This window comes from Mesorhizobium sp. P2_E9 (genome assembly GCF_056403815.1).
Genome location: NZ_JBFUET010000008.1, coordinates 117052 through 134655 on the forward strand (window position 1 = coordinate 117052; position 17604 = coordinate 134655).

At 63.3% G+C, this 17604-nt stretch carries 11 protein-coding genes; 7 read left to right on the forward strand and 4 right to left on the reverse strand.

Translation table 11 applies throughout. The features are described 5' to 3' along the window. The first annotated feature begins 172 nt into the window (after nucleotides 1-172). The 4 genes from AC1D05_RS15585 to AC1D05_RS15600 all read left to right on the forward strand — a co-directional run bounded on the left by AC1D05_RS15585 (nucleotide 173) and on the right by AC1D05_RS15600 (nucleotide 4726). The gene (locus AC1D05_RS15585) at nucleotides 173-640 is read left to right on the forward strand and encodes an Hsp20 family protein (RefSeq protein WP_013893124.1); all 468 of its coding nucleotides are present in this window, start codon (nucleotides 173-175) and stop codon (nucleotides 638-640) included. Between the two features lie 443 nt (nucleotides 641-1083). Then, the gene (locus tag AC1D05_RS15590; protein WP_477441823.1) at nucleotides 1084-1569 is read left to right on the forward strand and encodes a Csu type fimbrial protein; all 486 of its coding nucleotides are present in this window, start codon (nucleotides 1084-1086) and stop codon (nucleotides 1567-1569) included. 38 nt (nucleotides 1570-1607) lie between these two features. Beyond that, entirely contained in the window at nucleotides 1608-2339 is a 732-nt protein-coding gene (locus AC1D05_RS15595; protein WP_477441825.1) for a fimbrial biogenesis chaperone, read from the forward strand. A gap of 20 nt (nucleotides 2340-2359) precedes the next feature. Beyond that, entirely contained in the window at nucleotides 2360-4726 is a 2367-nt protein-coding gene (locus AC1D05_RS15600; RefSeq protein WP_477441827.1) for a fimbria/pilus outer membrane usher protein, read from the forward strand. Nucleotides 4727-4750: 24 nt separating this feature from the next. On the opposite strand, the gene AC1D05_RS15605 is transcribed toward AC1D05_RS15600, so the two are convergent. Both AC1D05_RS15605 and AC1D05_RS15610 read right to left on the reverse strand, forming a co-directional pair. Further along, complete coding sequence (locus AC1D05_RS15605; RefSeq protein WP_477441829.1) at nucleotides 4751-5767, reverse strand: Csu type fimbrial protein; 1017 nt, start codon at nucleotides 5765-5767, stop codon at nucleotides 4751-4753. Nucleotides 5768-5891: 124 nt separating this feature from the next. After that, a complete protein-coding gene (locus tag AC1D05_RS15610) occupies nucleotides 5892-6941 on the reverse strand; it encodes a threonine aldolase family protein (protein ID WP_477441831.1) in 1050 nt (349 codons plus the stop codon). Between the two features lie 513 nt (nucleotides 6942-7454). Here AC1D05_RS15610 and gltB point away from each other — a divergent pair. Both gltB and AC1D05_RS15620 read left to right on the forward strand, forming a co-directional pair. After that, nucleotides 7455-12200, forward strand: coding sequence for a glutamate synthase large subunit (gene gltB / locus AC1D05_RS15615; RefSeq protein WP_477441832.1), 4746 nt, complete (start codon nucleotides 7455-7457; stop codon nucleotides 12198-12200). Nucleotides 12201-12343: 143 nt separating this feature from the next. Further along, nucleotides 12344-13798 (forward strand): glutamate synthase subunit beta, encoded by a 1455-nt coding sequence (locus AC1D05_RS15620; protein WP_477441833.1) that lies wholly within the window; start codon nucleotides 12344-12346, stop codon nucleotides 13796-13798. Nucleotides 13799-13828: 30 nt separating this feature from the next. Here the strand turns inward: AC1D05_RS15620 and AC1D05_RS15625 are convergent, their stop codons facing one another. Then, nucleotides 13829-15058 (reverse strand): SGNH/GDSL hydrolase family protein, encoded by a 1230-nt coding sequence (locus AC1D05_RS15625; protein ID WP_477441835.1) that lies wholly within the window; start codon nucleotides 15056-15058, stop codon nucleotides 13829-13831. 124 nt (nucleotides 15059-15182) lie between these two features. Next, nucleotides 15183-16406, reverse strand: coding sequence for a lytic murein transglycosylase (locus tag AC1D05_RS15630; protein ID WP_477441837.1), 1224 nt, complete (start codon nucleotides 16404-16406; stop codon nucleotides 15183-15185). A 211-nt stretch (nucleotides 16407-16617) separates the two neighbouring features. Here AC1D05_RS15630 and galU point away from each other — a divergent pair, with 211 nt between their 5' ends. Next, on the forward strand, nucleotides 16618-17523 hold the full coding sequence (gene galU / locus AC1D05_RS15635) for a UTP--glucose-1-phosphate uridylyltransferase GalU (protein WP_027030893.1): 906 nt from the start codon (nucleotides 16618-16620) through the stop codon (nucleotides 17521-17523). Nucleotides 17524-17604: the final 81 nt, after the last annotated feature.

Here is a 17604-nt window from a genome sequence, read left to right on the forward strand (position 1 = left end):
AGGGCAGGCCGTTTCAGTTTTTTGCCGCCAGGCGAAACTTGAAATGCATTCGCGTGCTCCCCAAATGTTGGTTGCGGTCGCCAATGTCGGGGCCGCTGGTCCTCCCGAAACGCCGCTCACGGGTTTCGCACCGACCATACGCAAACCATGTTGCTCAACAGGAGAACACCTCATGCGTCACGTTGATTTTTCCCCGCTCTATCGCTCGACCGTCGGCTTCGACCGTCTCTTCACCATGCTGGATTCGCTTGCGCAGCCCGATGGCGCGCAGACCTATCCGCCCTACAACATCGAGCGCACCGGTGAGGATTCCTACCGGATTTCGATGGCGGTCGCCGGCTTCTCGGACGAGGAAATCTCGATCGAAGCCCACCGCAACGTGCTGACCGTGAAGGGTGAGCGCAAGGACGAGGGCACTGGCGAAGGCTCCGAGCTGCTCTATCGCGGCATTGCCTCCAGGGCCTTCGAGCGCCGCTTCCAGCTTGCCGACCACGTTGAAGTCGTCGGCGCCGCGCTGAAGAACGGCCTGCTCTTCGTCGACCTCAAGCGCAACATCCCCGAGGAGTTGAAGCCGCGCAAGATCGCGATCACTTCGGCTCCGGCCAAGGCCAAGCAGATCGAGGCCAAGACGGCCGCGTAACGTGCTCCAGGAATAGAAGCGTCTCCTCCCGAGACGAAAGCGGCGCCGAAAGGCGCCGCTTTTTTGTACCTGTCCGCCGAAGGCGGATATTGCGCGGTCATTGCCCTGGAACCCGATCGCCCCGGCTTTCAACGGCATGCAGCACCATCGGATGAGTGAATTCGCTGACCCGTCGCCTCCGCAAGGGCGCTTCAAGACGAGTGGCTGCACACGCCGTGAAATCTCGCCTTGCCCCTTTCACAAATCTATCAGGCGACGCGCCGGGCACGGAGGCCGCTTGCCGATGCGGGAAGCCGGACTGGCAACTGAACTTTAGACAATTCTAAATAATAAATATCTTATTAACCAAGATCGAACATATTTCGGTTCGGCTCAATCCACGGCCTCACAGCCTCAACCCGCCTTCGCCTTCTCTCTGGAACCATCGAAAGGACCCTCGTCGAATGTGGCGGAAAGCTGCAGCGTGCCTGCCGATCCTGGCACTTTTCGGCGGCGAGGCACACGCTACGACAACAACCACTCCCATGGTCGTGCAGATGACGATCACCGCGTCCTGTACCATCAGCAGCGCTTCGACCTTGAACTTCGGCTCCTCGGGCGTGATTGCGGCCAACGTCGACCAGACATCCACGGTCCAGGTTCAATGCACGAACACGACCCCCTATAACATAGGTCTGGATGCGGGCACCGGATCGGGAGCGACCGTCGCTGCCCGCAAGATGACGAACGGAGCCGCCACGATCACCTATTCTCTTTACAGCGACAGCGGCAGAACAACCGTCTGGGGCAGCACTATCGGAACCAACACGGTTTCGGCGACCGGTAGCGGCGCTGCCCAGAGCTTTACCGTATATGGACGCGTGCCGGCGCAATCAACGCCCGCGCCAGCCGTCTATACGGATACGGTGACGGTCACGGTAACTTATTAAGGTCGGCCGCATCGACGGTCGATGCCAGGGGGTGGCAAATGAATTGGGCAAGGCTGGCTCCAGCTTTGGTGGGAGCACTGCTGTTCGGCGGGGTGCAGGTCCGCGCGGATTCGCTTCAGGTACAACCTGCTCTCGTCGATGTCGTCACGCCCGGCGCGGCGTCGACCATCACGCTTCGCAATGAAGGGCGGACGCCGACCAACGTGCAAATTCGGGTCTTTCGCTGGTCACAGGCCGATGGCCAGGAATCGCTGCAGCCCACCGAAGATGTGGTTGCCTCTCCTCCGGCCGTCACGCTGCTGCCGGGCGCCGACTATGTCGCCCGTATCGTGCGCGTGGCCAAGCGGCCGGTCGTGGCCGAGGAGGCCTATCGCCTGCTCGTCGATGAGCTTCCGGATGCCAGCCGGGTCAAGACCGGTACCGTGAAGCTCCTGGTTCGCCACTCGATTCCGGTCTTCTTCGGTTCGCCGGAAAGAACGCCGCCGGCAGTTGACTGGACGATATCAAAGCAGGACGGCCGGCTGATCGTTTCGGCCCGCAACAAGGGCGGCACGCGCCTGCGCATCTCCGCGCTGTCGCTGCGCGATGCCGGTGGGCACAAGATTTCATTCGGCGGGGGTCTTGTCGGATACGCGCTCGGCCAGTCGACCATGCGATGGGCGGCACCGACCGGTGGGCGCAAATTCGCCGCCAAGGGATCGGTCTCGATCTTGGCTCAGGGCAACGATGGCACGATCAATGCCGTGGCGCCGGTCGTCGCCGCGCCGTGAATGCGGCTTGTTTCCTGACATTGTCGATACTTTTTGCCACGCTGACACAGTCCAACCAAGCAGCCGGGGCGGTCCAACAGCTTCAGCTCGAAGTCTTCATCAATGCCGCCGCCACCAACCAGATCGCGGCTTTCGTGTCTCCCGACGGCCAGCACCTTGGCGCAACGCCCGACGAGTTGCAGGCATTGGGGTTGGACCTTGGCAAGCAGGTCCGGTCAGCGGCAGTCCCAGTCATGCTCGACACAGTGCGGGGGCTGACCTATCGCTACGAGGTGCGGGAGCAGCGCGTTTTCCTGACGATCAATGATGGCCTGCGTGGAACGATATCCTACGACGCGACGCCAGGCCATGAGGCCGCGCCTGACGTTCGGGCGGGGTTCGGCGGTGTCCTCAACTACAATCTGTTCGCGGCGTCGCGTCAGGAGCCCGATGCTGGGGGCTTTACCTTCAGTGGCGTTTCCACCACCCTCGACGCGCGCGTCTTCTCGCCGGTGGGCACGTTCAGCCAGTCGGCGATCCTGCGGCTGGCGGACGACGGCCGCGCCGATGCCTTGAGGCTCGACACCGCCTATACCTATTCCAATCCGGCGACGCTGATGACGTATCAGGCTGGTGATGCGATTTCCGGCGGCTTTGCCTGGACCAGGCCGATCCGCGTCGGCGGGTTTCAGGCGCGCCGCAATTTCGGTCTTCGCACCGACCTGATCACCCAGCCGCTGGCATCGGTGAGGGGCAGCGCGGCAGTGCCGTCGACGGTCGACGTCTACGTCAATGACCTCAAGACCTATTCGCGCACCGTCGACAGCGGCCCGTTCCAGATCACCGACATTCCCGTGACAACCGGCGGCGGACAGGCAATCGTCGTGCTGCGGGATGCGGCTGGCCGCGAAACGCGCACCAGCGTGCCGTTCTACAGCTCACCCAGCCTGCTGAGGCCAGGGCTGTTCGACTTCTCTCTGGAGGCCGGCCTGCCGAGGCTTGGATACGCGACCACGTCCGATGCCTATGCCGTCAACCAGCCAGTTGCATCGGCAAGCCTGCGCAAAGGCATCTACGACTGGCTGACGCTGGAAGGCCACGCCGAGGCCAGCAACGATCTGGTCAATGGCGGTCTGGGCATGGTGATGCGCACCGGCTCGCTTGGGGTTGCCTCCTTCGCATTGGCCGGCAGCCATAGCGGAGGCGGCAGCGGGCTGCAGTCCTATGCCTCCTACGAGATCAGGATCGGGACCCTCAGCGTAAATGCCAGTTCGCAAATGACCTTCGGTTCCTATGATGATCTCGCCTCGGTGACCGACCGGCTTCAGGACAGCGGAACGCCCGGCCACGCCTTCTTCGACCTCCTGTCATTCGAACCAGGAGGCGTGGATGCATCGACGCGATCGAGGCCGCCGAAGATGGTCAACAGCATTTCCGTTGGAACGCCGTTGTCGTTCGACAGCGGCAGCATCAGCGCGAGCTACATCGATATGGTGCCGGCCGGAGGCCAGAGCTCCAGGATACTCACCGCGTCCTATTCGCGAACGCTGCCTTTCGGCTATCTCAACGCCACCGCCTTCGCCGAACTTGGCGGGCGACGGAACGCCGGCCTCTTCGCTGGGCTGTCCATCCCCATCGGCGGCGATGCGATGGCATCGACGGCAGTTTCGGCCGCCAAGCACGGGGTCGACGTGATCGCCGAAGTGAGCAGGCCGCTCGGCGAGGAACCCGGCAGCGTCGGTTGGCGGACAAGTTTCAGCCAGGGCGGATTCGCCGAGGGCTCCGCGGCGGTCTCCTACCGCTCCTCCCATGGCCGTGCCGACGCCGCTCTCGGACGTTCAATCTCAGGCACCACGGCCACAGCTCAATTTGAGGGGGCAATCGCGACGATGGGATCCGGCATCTTCCTGACGGATCGGATCGACGACAGTTTCGCCGTAGTCGAAACAGGCTTGCCCGGTGTCGGCGTGCTCTATGAAAACCGACCCATAGGCGTCACCGATGCAAAGGGCCGGCTGCTGGTGCCGGGCCTGCGCGCCTATCAGCGGAACAAGATTGCCATCGAAACGACCAATCTGCCCGTCGATGCCGACGTCTCGACCACGCAGGACGTCATCGCGCCAGCCGATCGAGCCGGCGTGCGGGTCGATTTTCGGGTTCGCACCAATGTCGGCGCCGCGGTCCTCGTCCTGTCAGGTCCTGATGGACAGCCGCTCGAGGTCGGGTCGCACGGCACGATCAACGGCAAGCAGGACTTCGTGATCGGCTATGACGGGCGTGCCTATGTAAAGGGACTGGCGCAAAAGAACACCGTCGTTGCCGAGAGCGCCAAGGGCGCGTGCCAGGCATCGTTCGGCTACACACCGAAAGCAAGCCAGCAAGTGGTCATCCCGGTCGTCTGCCGCTGACGCCCAGCCGGCCACTGGGGGCCATCAGTAGGTAACTGTCACGACGATCGTGTCGGTGTACGCTCCAGGCGCGGGCGTGGTCTGAGCAGGGGCGCGGGCGTATACGGTGTATGCTTGGTCCAACCCGGTTCCGGTGCCGCTGGAGGTGTCGGTGCCGATCGTATTTCCCCAGACGGTGGTCCTGCCGCTGTCGCTGTAAAGCGAGTAGGTTACGGTTTTGACGCCGCTCGTCATCTTCCTGCTGGCGACCGTGGCGCCGGAACCGCTACCCGCGCTCAGCCCGATATTGTAGGGCGTCGAGTCGGTGCAGCGAACCGTGACCGAACCCGTCGAATCGACATTGGACGCCAGCACCCCGACGGAGCCAAAATTCACGTTGGTGGCCGAGACGTTGCAGTTCGCGTTGATTGTCGCGGTCCAGCTGGAGCCGCTCGACGTGGCTTGCCGGCTGCCTGTCGGGCATGCTGCCGCTGTCTTGTAGTCATAGCCGGCGGCCGGCGCGGTGGTCATGGTCCAGACATACGATCCGGGGCCCGAAGTGGTCTGATTGGCGAACACCCTGCCGTAGACGGTCAGCGTGGTGCCGGCGCTGCCCGAGGATCCCAAAGCGAGATCGTAGGTCGTCCCGATGGGATAGAGCCCGTAACTGGTCGTGGCCAGACCCCAGGACCCCCAGATCGTCGTTCGCGACGCGTCGCTGTATAGTTCGTGGACCAGTCGCTCGGAACCGGACGCCAGCCGACGGTTGCCGGCCGCGTTGGTCTGGCCGGGTGAAAGCTCCACGCACAGGCGCACAGTCTGGTTGGCCGTGCCGGTGCAGTTGATCGAGAAGGTCGCCGTCGTGTCGTCAACGGCTCCGCTCAGAATGTCCACCACGCCGTACGATCCGTTGGCCGCCGTGACGGAGCAGGTCTGGGACCAAGCCTGTTGCAGACTGCAAACGAGGAAGATTGTGACCAGCACTGCCTGCAGCCGAGCCGTCCACTGACGCGAACGGCATAACCGTCGATGTTTCCTGAAGCCTGATCCGCTGCCTGCCATTGTCTCTGCCTATCATGGGCCGAGACCAATTCAAAACCGGCTTGTCGTGGGCGTTTTCAGTTGCGTCACAAGCCTTGGACATGGCCGCTCGGCATGAAGCGGCCGTGTATTTGGGCGACATGCATCAGGCGATCAACTGGCCAAAGCGGTCGACGTCCTCTGACGTCGTGGCAAAGCTGGTGACGAAGCGGTAAAGCAGTTCGTCCTCGCCGATATGGCCGTCGAAGCCATGCGGTTTGTGCCAGTCGTAAAAGGCCGCACCCGCCGCCTGCAGCCTGTCGGCCTCGGTCTTCTTGATCACCGCGAACACCTCGTTGGCTTGCGGCAGCCACGCCAGCTTGGCGTGGGCCGAATCCTCGATTGCCGCGGCGAGGCGCGCGGCCATGGCATTGGCGTGGCGCGCGGTGTCGAGCCATTGGCCGTCCTTGAAATAGGCTTCGAACTGCGCGGCGACGAAGCGCGACTTCGAAAACAGCTGCGCGGCACGCTTGCGCAGGAAGGCCAATTCCTTGGCGCGGTCGAGGTCGAACAGCACGATCGCCTCGGCGCACCAGCAGCCATTCTTGGTGCCGCCGAAGGACAGGATGTCGACACCGCGTTTCCAGGTCATTTCGGCCGGCGTCGTGTCGAGCGCGACCAGCGCATTGGCAAAGCGGGCGCCATCCATGTGCAGCGGCACGGAATGTTCTTTGGCAATGGCCGAAATCGTCTCGATCTCATTCAGACCGTAAATGGTGCCGACCTCGGTCGACTGGGTGATCGAAACCGCCATGGGCCGTCCCCAGTGGACGATTTCGGGCGCGAAGCGGCCGATGGTCCGCTCCAGATTGTGCGCGTCGATCTTGCCCAGGGCGCCGTCAATGGCATGCAAGCGCGAGCCGCCTGAGAAATATTCCGGCGCGCCGCATTCGTCTTCGATGACATGCGATTCGCGATGGGCGAAGGAAATGCCGCCGGGCTTGTTGAAGGTGGTCAACGACAGCGAGTTGGCGGCGGTGCCGGTCGCCACGAAGAACACCGCGACCTCGCGCTCGAAAATCTCGCTGAAGCGCTGGTAGACCGCCTTGTCGAGCGCGCTGTCGCCATAGGCGGTGGCAAAGCCGCCGGCCGCGGCCGAAAGGCCGGCAACGATATTGGGATGGGCGCCTGCCCAATTGTCGGAAGCGAAGAACATGCATCTGCCTATATCTTGAGGAAATCGGGGTTTTTGGGGGAAATCGGCGCGGAGTTGACCGGTTTCGCAAGCCGATCGCAAGGGGCCAGATGCCGGAAAACCGTTAAAGCCAATCAACTCAGCGCTAACGGGTTGGCGACTGAAGCTTACGTTTTCCCTCAACTCCACGTAATTTTCTGTCGCCCAAAGCCCAAGTTTTTTGTGAATCGGTCTTGTGTGCGTCGGGGAATTCTGCCATAAAAATTTAGGACAGTAGTGCTGTCTTATTTTGTCGCACAAAACGGGCTGGATTGGCGTAACATATTGGCCTCTCCGGCTGTTGCTGCGAGCGACAGGTGGACGGCCAGACGCTGGCCTGTACGATACCAAATGCGAACCATGCGGAAAGCCGTTTGGTTCGGCTAGGATTTCGCAAGACGTGCCGCAAGGATCAGGGTGAGCCAAGCGCTTGCCGAGGCAAATTAGCGACCAAGAACTGGCCAGCGCCTGAGGGCTGGAATGGAGGACAGGACAATGACGGACATGACGCTCTCTGCGACGAACGGCCAGGCCGCGCAGACGAAAGCGGCTGCCGTCAAAAATACGTCGCGAACCGACATTGGCCGAACTGACATTGGCCGAACCGGTTTTGCCCCTCGGGGCCTCTACGATCCGCGCAACGAGCATGACGCCTGCGGTGTCGGCTTCATCGTCAACATGAAGGGCGTGAAGTCGCATCAGATCGTCAAGGACGGCCTTGCCGTGCTTGAAAACCTGACGCATCGCGGCGCCGTCGGCGCCGACCCGCTGGTCGGCGATGGCGCCGGCGTGCTGGTGCAGCTTCCCGACCAGTTCTTCCGCGAGGAAATGGCAGCGCAAGGCATCGAACTGCCAGCGGCGGGCCAGTACGGCGTCGGGCACTGGTTCATGCCGCAGGACGCCGCGCTGCGCGCCCATATCGAGGACATCATCGCCGAATCGGCGCAGTCCGAAGGGCTGCCGCTGCTTGGTTTCCGCGACGTGCCCGTCGACAATTCATCGCTGTCGAAGGCGCCCGACATCGTCGCGTCCGAGCCGTTCCATCGCCAGGTGTTCATCGGCCGCACGGCGGACATTCCCGATGACGAGGAATATGAGGCCCGGCTCTATCTGCTGCGCAAGGTCATATCGGGCCGCATCTACGCCGAGAACGACAACAAGGACATCGGCGCCTATTGCGTGTCGCTGTCGGCGCGCACCATCGTCTACAAGGGCATGTTCCTGGCCTACCAGGTTGGTGCCTACTACAAGGATCTCAAGGACCCGCGCTTCGACACCGCGCTGATCCTCGTCCACCAGCGTTTCTCGACCAACACCTTCCCGTCGTGGAAGCTGGCGCATCCCTATCGCATGGTCGCGCACAATGGCGAGATCAACACCGTGCGCGGCAACAACAACTGGATGGCGGCGCGCCAGGCCTCGGTCGATTCCGAACTGTTCGGCAACAACATCTCCAAGCTGTGGCCGATCTCCTATGACGGCCAGTCGGACACCGCGTGCTTCGACAATGCGCTCGAATTCCTGTTCCAGGGCGGCTACAGCCTCAGCCACGCCATGATGATGCTGATCCCGGAAGCCTGGGCCGGCAACAAGCTCATGGGTGCCGACCGCAAGGCTTTCTACGAATATCATGCAGCCCTGATGGAGCCTTGGGACGGGCCGGCCGCGGTCGCCTTCACCGATGGCCGCCAGATCGGCGCCACGCTCGACCGCAACGGACTGCGCCCGGCACGCTACATCGTCACCGACGACGATCGCGTCATCATGGCTTCGGAGGCCGGCGTGCTGCCGGTGCCGGAGGAGAAGATCGTCAAGAAGTGGCGGCTGCAGCCTGGCCGCATGCTGTTGATCGACCTTGCCAAGGGACGCATCGTTCCCGACGAGGAAATCAAGTCGGAGATCGCGACGAAGCATCCCTACAAGACCTGGCTGGCCAACACGCAGCTCATCCTGGAAGATCTGAAGCCGGTCGAACCACGCGAACTGCGCAGGGATGTCAGCCTGCTCGATCGCCAGCAGGCGTTCGGTTACACCCAGGAAGACACCAAGCTGTTGATGTCGCCGATGGCGACCACCGGCCAGGAAGCGGTGGGCTCGATGGGCACCGACACGCCGATCTCGGCTATGTCGGACAAGTCGAAGCTGCTCTACACCTATTTCAAGCAGAACTTCGCCCAGGTCACCAACCCGCCGATCGATCCGATCCGCGAGGAGCTGGTGATGAGCCTGGTGTCCTTCATCGGCCCGCGGCCCAACATCTTCGACCTGGTCGGCAATTCGCGCCGCAAGCGGCTCGAAGTGCGCCAGCCGATCCTGACCAATGGCGATCTCGAAAAGATCCGCTCCATCGGCCACACCGAAGACCGTTTCGACACCAAGACGATCGACATCACCTACGGGGCGAGCGAGGGCGCTGCCGGCATGCAGGGCGCCATCGACCGCCTGTGCGAGCGGGCGGAGGCGGCGGTCGCCGGCGGCTACAACATCATCATCCTGTCCGACCGTCAGCTCGGCCCGGACCGCATCGCCATCCCGGCACTGCTGGCGACGGCCGCGGTGCATCATCACCTGATCCGCAAGGGGCTGCGCACCTCCGTCGGCCTCGTCGTCGAATCCGGCGAGCCGCGCGAAGTGCATCATTTCTGCTGCCTTGCCGGCTATGGCGCCGAAGCGATCAATCCGTATCTCGCCTTCGACACGCTGCTCGACATGCACAAGCGCGGCGAGCTGCCGGAAGAGGTGGATGCCTACGAGGTCGTGTCGCGTTACATCAAGTCGATCGGCAAGGGCATCCTCAAGGTGATGTCCAAGATGGGCATCTCGACCTACCAGTCCTATTGCGGCGCGCAGATCTTCGACGCCATCGGGCTGAAGACCGATTTCGTGCAGCAATATTTCACCGGCACCGCGACGCTGATCGAAGGCGTCGGGCTGGATGAGGTCGCGGGCGAAACGGTCAGCCGCCATACGGACGGTTTCGGCAGCGACCCGGTGTTGCGCAACAGCCTGGAAGTGGGTGGCGAATATCTGTTCCGCATGCGCGGCGAGGCGCATATGTGGTCGCCCGACGCGGTCGCCACCTTGCAGCACGCCGTGCGCCAGGGTTCGTGGGAGACGTTCAAGGAGTATTCGGCGCAGATCGACAGCGAGACGGCGCGCGCCCAGGCCATTCGCGGCCTGTTCAAAATCAGGCTGGCCGATGAGACCGGGCGCAAGAAGGTCGCGCTCGACGACGTCATGTCGGCGGCCGATATCGTCAAGCGCTTCTCCACCGGGGCGATGTCGTTCGGCTCGATCTCGCGCGAGGCGCACACCACGCTGGCGCGCGCCATGAACGCCATCGGCGGCAAGTCGAACACCGGCGAGGGTGGCGAAGAGGCTGACCGTTACCTGCCGCTGCCTGGCGGCGGCAAGAACCCGGAACGCTCAGCGATCAAGCAGGTCGCCTCGGGTCGTTTCGGCGTGACGGCCGAATACCTCGTCAATTCCGATGTCATGCAGATCAAGGTGGCGCAGGGCGCCAAGCCTGGCGAAGGCGGCCAGTTGCCCGGTCACAAGGTCGACGCCACCATCGCCAAGGTCAGGCACTCGACGCCGGGCGTCGGCCTGATCTCGCCGCCGCCGCATCACGACATCTATTCGATCGAGGATCTGGCGCAGCTGATCTACGATCTGAAGAACGTCAATCCGGCGGCCGACGTCTCGGTCAAGCTGGTGTCGGAAGTCGGTGTCGGCACGGTTGCGGCTGGCGTCGCCAAGGCGCGCGCCGACCACATCACCATTTCGGGCTATGATGGCGGCACGGGTGCGTCGCCGCTGACCTCGCTCAAGCATGCCGGCAGCCCGTGGGAAATGGGCCTTGCCGAGACGCACCAGACGCTGGTGCTGAACGGCTTGCGCAGCAGAGTGGCGCTGCAGGTCGATGGCGGCTTGCGCACCGGCCGCGACGTCATCATCGGCGCGCTGCTTGGCGCCGACGAGTTCGGCTTCTCGACCGCGCCGCTGATCGCGGCCGGCTGCATCATGATGCGCAAGTGCCACCTCAACACTTGCCCGGTGGGCGTCGCGACGCAGGACCCGGTTCTGCGCAAGCGCTTCAAGGGCACGCCCGAGCACGTCATCAACTTCTTCTTCTACGTGGCAGAAGAGGTGCGGGCGCTGCTCGCCGAGATGGGCTTCACGCATATCGACCAGATCATCGGCGATACCGACCTTCTGGAAAAGCGCGACCTGATCGTGCACTGGAAGGCGCGCGGGCTCGACTTCTCCAAGATGTTCTACAAGCCCGATGCACCGCACGAAGCGGTGCACTGGACCGAACGGCAGAAGCATCCGATCGACGATGTGCTCGACCGCAAGCTGATCGAACTGGCCAAGCCCGCGCTTGAGAGCAAGCAGCCGGTCAAGATCGAGGTCGACATCCGCAATGTCGACCGTTCGACGGGCGCCATGCTGTCTGGCGAAGTCGCCAAGCGCTTCAAGCACAAGGGCCTGCGTGAGGACACGATCCAGGTGAAGCTGACCGGCACCGCAGGCCAGTCCTTCGGCGCCTTCCTGGCGCGTGGCATCTCGTTTGAGCTCGTCGGTGCCGGCAACGACTATGTCGGCAAGGGCCTGTCGGGCGGACGCATCGTCATCCGGCCGCCGGAAGAGGCAAAGATCGTTGCGGCTGAGTCCATCATCGTCGGCAACACGGTGCTCTACGGCGCGACCGAGGGCGAGGCCTATTTCGCCGGCGTCGCCGGCGAGCGTTTCGCGGTGCGCAATTCAGGCGTTGCCGCCGTCGTCGAAGGCGTCGGCGACCATGGCTGCGAATACATGACCGGCGGCATCGTCGTCGTCATCGGCAAGACCGGCCGCAACTTCGCCGCCGGCATGTCGGGCGGCGTCGCCTATGTGCTGGACGAGGCCGGCGATTTCGCCGAGCGCTGCAACATGGCGATGGTCGAGCTGGAGCCGGTTCCGGAAGAAGACGATCTGATGGAAAGGCTGCTGCATCATGGCGGCGACCTTGACCACAAGGGTCGCGTCGACGTCTCCGGCGATATGACCAGCCATGACGAGGAGCGGCTCTACCAGCTGATCTCGAACCACGTGCATTTCACGGGTTCGGTGCGCGGTCGCGAGATCCTCGACGACTGGACGATTTTCCGGCCGAAATTCCGCAAGATCATGCCGGTCGAATACCGCCGCGCGCTGATCGAGATGGAACGCATGCGCATGGGCGTCGCGGCCGAATAGACTTGTGAGAATTGCCGGGGAGCCCAGGCTTCCCGGCCCACCTTCATCGACAGTTTGACCTCGGGCGCAAGCTTGCCATGGCTGCCTCAAGAGGTTAACGGGTGCGGCGAAAACCGCACCATCTGGACAGCAGGAACTGGACCATGGGCAAGGTAACAGGCTTTCTCGAAATCGACCGGCAGGTGCACAAGTACCAGCCGGCCTCCGACCGCATCCGGCATTTCCGCGAGTTCACGCTGCCGATGTCGGACAAGGAGGTCGAGAAACAGGCCGCGCGCTGCATGGATTGCGGCATTCCGTTCTGCCACGGGCCGACGGGCTGTCCGATCCACAACCAGATCCCTGACTGGAACGACCTCGTCTACAACAGGGACTGGGACAACGCGATCCGCAACCTGCATTCGACCAACAATTTCCCGGAGTTCACCGGCCGCATCTGCCCCGCGCCCTGCGAGGAAGCCTGCACGCTGAACCTCGAGGACATTCCGGTCGCCATCAAGACGGTCGAGCAGGCGATCGCCGACAAGGCCTATGAGACCGGCCATATCAGGCCCTATCCACCGGAGAAGAAGACCGGCAAGCGGGTCGCCATCATCGGTTCCGGCCCCGCCGGCATGGCGGCCGCGCAGCAGCTCGGCCGCGCCGGCCATGACGTCCATGTCTATGAGCGCGAGAGCCGCCCGGGCGGGCTGATGCGTTACGGCATTCCCGACTTCAAGATCGAGAAGCACTATATCGACCGGCGCATCGAGCAGATGCAGGGCGAGGGCGTGACCTTCCATTGCGGCGTCAATGTCGGCGTCGACAAGCCTGTGGCCGAGTTGCTCGCCGAACATGATGCCGTGCTCTATTGCGGCGGCTCGGAAACGCCGCGTGCGGCGGGCATTCCCGGCGACGATCTCGGCGGCGTGCATGATGCGATGCCCTATCTGGTGCAGCAGAACCGCCGCGTCGGCGGCGAGCCGATCCAGTCGGTGGCGTGGCCGTCGCATCCGATCATCGCCGGCGGACAGCATGTCGTCGTCGTCGGCGGCGGCGATACCGCGTCCGACTGCGTCGGCACCGCTTTCCGCCAGGGTGCGGTGCGCGTCACCCAGCTCGACATCCGCCCGCAGCCGCCGGAAAAGGAAGACAAGCTTTCGGTCTGGCCCTACTGGGCGACCAAGATGCGCACCTCGTCCTCGCAGGCTGAAGGCGCCGAGCGTGAGTTCCAGGTGGCGACGCTCGAATTCATCGGCGAAGAGGGCCAACTGACCGGCGTCAAATGCTGCGAGGTCGACGACAAGCGCAAGCCGATCCCCGGCACGGAATTCGTCATCCGTGCCGACCTCGCCTTCATCGCCATCGGCTTTGCTGGACCGGCCGCGGCCGGCGTGGCGAAGGAATTGGAAGGTGAGATGAAGATCACCACCGACAGCCGCCGCTCCAGGAATGTCGAGGCCAATGACCGCGACTATCGCACCAGCGTCGACCGGCTCTATGCGGCGGGCGATGTGCGCCGTGGCCAGTCGCTGGTGGTGTGGGCGATCCGCGAGGGCCGCCAGGCGGCGCGCTCGATCGACGAGGCGCTGATGGGGACGAGCGTCCTGCCACGCTGAGATCGTACGGCCTCGGAGCGCTCCAGGCTGTTAAGGGGTGATCGCCGTCGTCGTGTCGGCCGACGCGGCCGTCGCCGGCGGCTCCGCCTTCGGCGGCCAGGAGAAATCGTCGGCGCGGCCGGGTGACGCCTCCGGCGCCTTGCCCTCGATCACCAGTCGTTCGCCAGGAAGAGCCGGATTGGCCTTTGCCGGCGGCGCGGCGCCGAGCAGTTCGGTGCCGCCGTCGAGTGCCGGATCGCTGAGCAGCATCGGTGCGGTGCGGTCGATGACGATGGGTGCGGCGGCCGGTGCCGGTGCCTCGACGGGGGCGCCCGCCGGGGCTGTCGCCGGGGCCAAGCTGCCGGGCGCGACCAGGCCCAGGATCTTGGCCAAAGGCTTTTCGGTGTAGAAGGCAAGCTTGCGCTTGCCGGCCTTGGAGACGTTGATGCCGTCATCGGCGCGCAGCCGCACCGGCTGGCCGTTCATGTCGGGGCCGGTGGTGATGAAAGCGCCGTTCTCGTCGACGAAGCCGTCCCAGACATCGACGAATTCGCCGCCATGGTTTTCGGCGGCCTTGTGGTAGATGTCGTTGAAGGCCAGCATGTCGGACGTCATCTTCGGCACCCGGAAGGCCGGCATGCCGACCCACAGGAACGGCACCTTGGCGTCGGCGATGGCCTTGCCGAGTTCGTCGGTGCGGCGCTCATATTCCTTGGTCCAGTTCTCGGATCGGGGTTGCTCGCGCACATCCCCCACCTTCATCTGCTGGCGGTCGTTGGAGCCCAGCATGACGACGACCGCGGCTGGTTTCTCGGTCTCGATCAGCGTTTTGATCTGTTCTGGCCAGTTGTAGAAATCATCGCGCACAAAGCCGGATGAACCGTTGGAGCGGACGACGATCCTGACAGCTGGGTTGTCGGCAAAGGCGGCGTCCAGGCCTTCGGCGAGACCGGACGCCATGAAGTCGCCGACCACCAGGACAGTCCGAGCGTCCGGCGTCTTCTCAACTATCGGCACTTGTGGTTCGACGGGTGCACGTGGGACCCGGGGTTTGCGTGGCTTCGGCTTTGCCTTCTGGATGTCGAGCGGCGGCTCGACCCGCTCGCTGCGGCGCGGAAACAGAAGGTCGCGCAACGACCATCCACGATTCTGCTGCGGCTGCTCCTGCGCCATGGCTGGTGCATGGAAGGCACCGGCGGCGCCGATCGCCAGCAGGACGATCGCCAGAAGTAGGATCGGCGTGCGACGAACAAGGATCGCGATACGCGCGGCCGAAACCAATCACTCCTCCATCCCCTTGTGCCTGGTCCCGCAAACCGGAGCCGGTTTTGCGGCCGCGCGCAAGTTCAAAGAGCCATGGCGCCCGCTAAGTGCGCTAGAAATGCGCGTGGCGCCGTGGCCGGCTCTATTTTTGTCTGAGCCATTTGAGCACTTCCATGCTCGGATAGCCGTCCTGGGTCAAGCCGACCTTTGCCTGATAGGTCATGATGGCTGTTTTGGTGCCGTCACCGATCTTGCCGTCGAACTTGCCGTCATAGAGCCCATGCTGCGAAAGCCGCTTCTGCAACTCCTGCCGTTCCTCGAAGGAGAGCTTGGTGAAAGGCCGCTGCCAGTCCTGCACGAGCCCACTGGAGCCGGCGATCTCGTCGGCAAGAAGACCGACCGCCAGGGCATATTTGTCGGCATTGTTGTAGGCCTTGATGACGGAAAAATTCCTGATCATCAGGAAGGCAGGCCCGCCACGGCCATCCGGCACCTTCAGCGTTGCCTTGTCGGTGGGATTCTTGAACGGCTTGCCATTGGCCCTGACGACGCCGAGCGCCTGCCATTGCGCCAGCGTCTTCGATCCGGCGGGCAGTTTTCCGGCCGGTATCGTGACCTCGTAGCCCCAGGTCTTGCCGGCCTGCCAGCCATTCTTCTTCAACAGATTGGCTGATGTCGCCAGCGCATCGGGGATGGAATTCCAGATGTCGCGCTTGCCATTGCCGTCCATGTCGACGGCATAATGCTGGTAGCTGGTGGGTATGAACTGGGTCTGGCCCATGGCGCCGGCCCAGGAGCCCATCAGGTGGCTTTCGTCGATGTCGCCGGTCTGCAGGATCTTCAGGGCCGCGACCAGCTGGGTGCGGGCATATTTCGACCGCTTCGGATCGCCATAGGCGAGCGTCGCCAGCGAGCGCACGACATTGCGCATGATGTCGTCGCGCTTGAGGATCTCGCCATAGTTCGATTCCATCGACCAGATGGCGAGCAGAATGTAGCGGTCGACGCCGAACCGCGCCTCGATCCTGTCCAGCCACGGCTTCCATTTCTTCGCCATCTGCTGGCCGACGGAGACGGACTGGTCATGGACGCGGTTGTCGAAATAGTCCCAGGCGGGCGCGGTGAATTCAGGCTGCGTGCGCGCCTTATCCAGCACCACCGGATCGGGCTCCTTGATGTCCCGGAAAGCCTGGTCGTAGACAGAGCCGGAAACGCCGCCCGCCACGGCGGTGGCGCGGAAGCCGGCGACCCATTGCCGGAAACCGGCGTCGGCGAAGGCTGGTCCGGCAGGCATCAGCAAAGCGAGCGAGAGGCTGGCCGCCGTCATGACGCTGGTAAAATGTTTTGCGGCATTGCGAACGGACATGTTTTCCTCCTTCTCTGTCTCAGGAAAGACCATTCATCGCCGAACCGGGTTAGGAATTAGTTTACCATAGGTGTCGCCTGGAACGAAAAGACACCTCGATGCTTTAACCGGTGGAAGTTTCCCTCACCCGCTCCAGTAATCTTCAATTCCGGCGTGAAAATGTCGCGAGACAGGGATTGCGGAGCTGGCCAGCAAACGGATAATTGAAAGCATGAAAAGAGTTCGCAAGGCAGTTTTCCCGGTCGCCGGTCTCGGCACGCGGTTCCTCCCGGCCACCAAGGCTGTTCCCAAGGAGATGCTGACCGTCGTCGACCGGCCGGTCATCCAGTATGTGGTGGATGAGGCGCGCGAAGCCGGCATCGAGCATTTCATCTTCGTGACGGGCCGAAACAAGGCGGTCATAGAAGACCATTTCGATATCCAGTTCGAGCTCTATGACACGCTGGCCCAGCGCGGCAAGGACGAGCAGCTTGCCCGCTTGCAGCGGCTGCAGCCGGCGCCGGGGCAGACCAGCTTCACCCGCCAGCAGGTGCCGATGGGCCTAGGCCATGCCGTCTGGTGCGCGCGCGAACTGGTCGGCGACGAACCCTTCGCGCTCCTGTTGCCCGACATGATCATGCAGTCGGAAAAGAGCTGCATGAAGTCGATGGTCGAGCTCTACGAGGAAACCGGCAACAACATCATCGCCGTGCAGGAATGCGACCCGGCGGAGGCCCACAAATACGGCATTGTTGGCCGCGGCGAGGATACACATCACGGCTTCCGCATCACCGAGATGGTGGAGAAGCCGAAGACCGGCACGGCACCCTCCAATCTCTACATCAATGGCCGCTACATCCTGCAGCCGGAGATTTTCAAGATCCTGGAAGGCCAGGAAAAGGGCGCCGGCAACGAGATCCAGCTTACCGACGCGATGCTGAAGCTGGAAAAGCAGCAGGCCTTCTACGGCTACCACTATCAGGGCCGCACCTTCGATTGCGGCTCGCCGGAAGGCTTCGTCGAGGCCAATGTCGCCTTCGCGCTGTGGCGCAGCGACATGAACGAGAACATGGCCGGCGTCATCCGCACGCTGCTCGACGAGATGAAGCCATCCGAGCGCCGCGGGGCCGCGTTTTAGGATATGCCGATATTCAGGTGATGCCGGCCTGCGAATAGCGGCTTCCTGCGCTTCCCCGTTCTACTGCGTCGCAGTAGAACT

What these genes read in the sequence shown, in the direction of transcription:
- AC1D05_RS15595 (WP_477441825.1), top strand. Translation starts at nt 1,608, where the DNA reads ATGAATTGGGCAAGGCTGGCTCCAGCTTTGGTGGGAGCACTGCTGTTC.
- AC1D05_RS15620 (WP_477441833.1), top strand. Translation starts at nt 12,344, where the DNA reads ATGGGCAAGGTAACAGGCTTTCTCGAAATCGACCGGCAGGTGCACAAG.
- gltB (WP_477441832.1), top strand. Translation starts at nt 7,455, where the DNA reads ATGACGGACATGACGCTCTCTGCGACGAACGGCCAGGCCGCGCAGACG.
- galU (WP_027030893.1), top strand. Translation starts at nt 16,618, where the DNA reads ATGAAAAGAGTTCGCAAGGCAGTTTTCCCGGTCGCCGGTCTCGGCACG.
- AC1D05_RS15630 (WP_477441837.1), bottom strand. Translation starts at nt 16,406, where the DNA reads ATGTCCGTTCGCAATGCCGCAAAACATTTTACCAGCGTCATGACGGCG.
- AC1D05_RS15605 (WP_477441829.1), bottom strand. Translation starts at nt 5,767, where the DNA reads ATGGCAGGCAGCGGATCAGGCTTCAGGAAACATCGACGGTTATGCCGT.
- AC1D05_RS15590 (WP_477441823.1), top strand. Translation starts at nt 1,084, where the DNA reads ATGTGGCGGAAAGCTGCAGCGTGCCTGCCGATCCTGGCACTTTTCGGC.
- AC1D05_RS15585 (WP_013893124.1), top strand. Translation starts at nt 173, where the DNA reads ATGCGTCACGTTGATTTTTCCCCGCTCTATCGCTCGACCGTCGGCTTC.
- AC1D05_RS15610 (WP_477441831.1), bottom strand. Translation starts at nt 6,941, where the DNA reads ATGTTCTTCGCTTCCGACAATTGGGCAGGCGCCCATCCCAATATCGTT.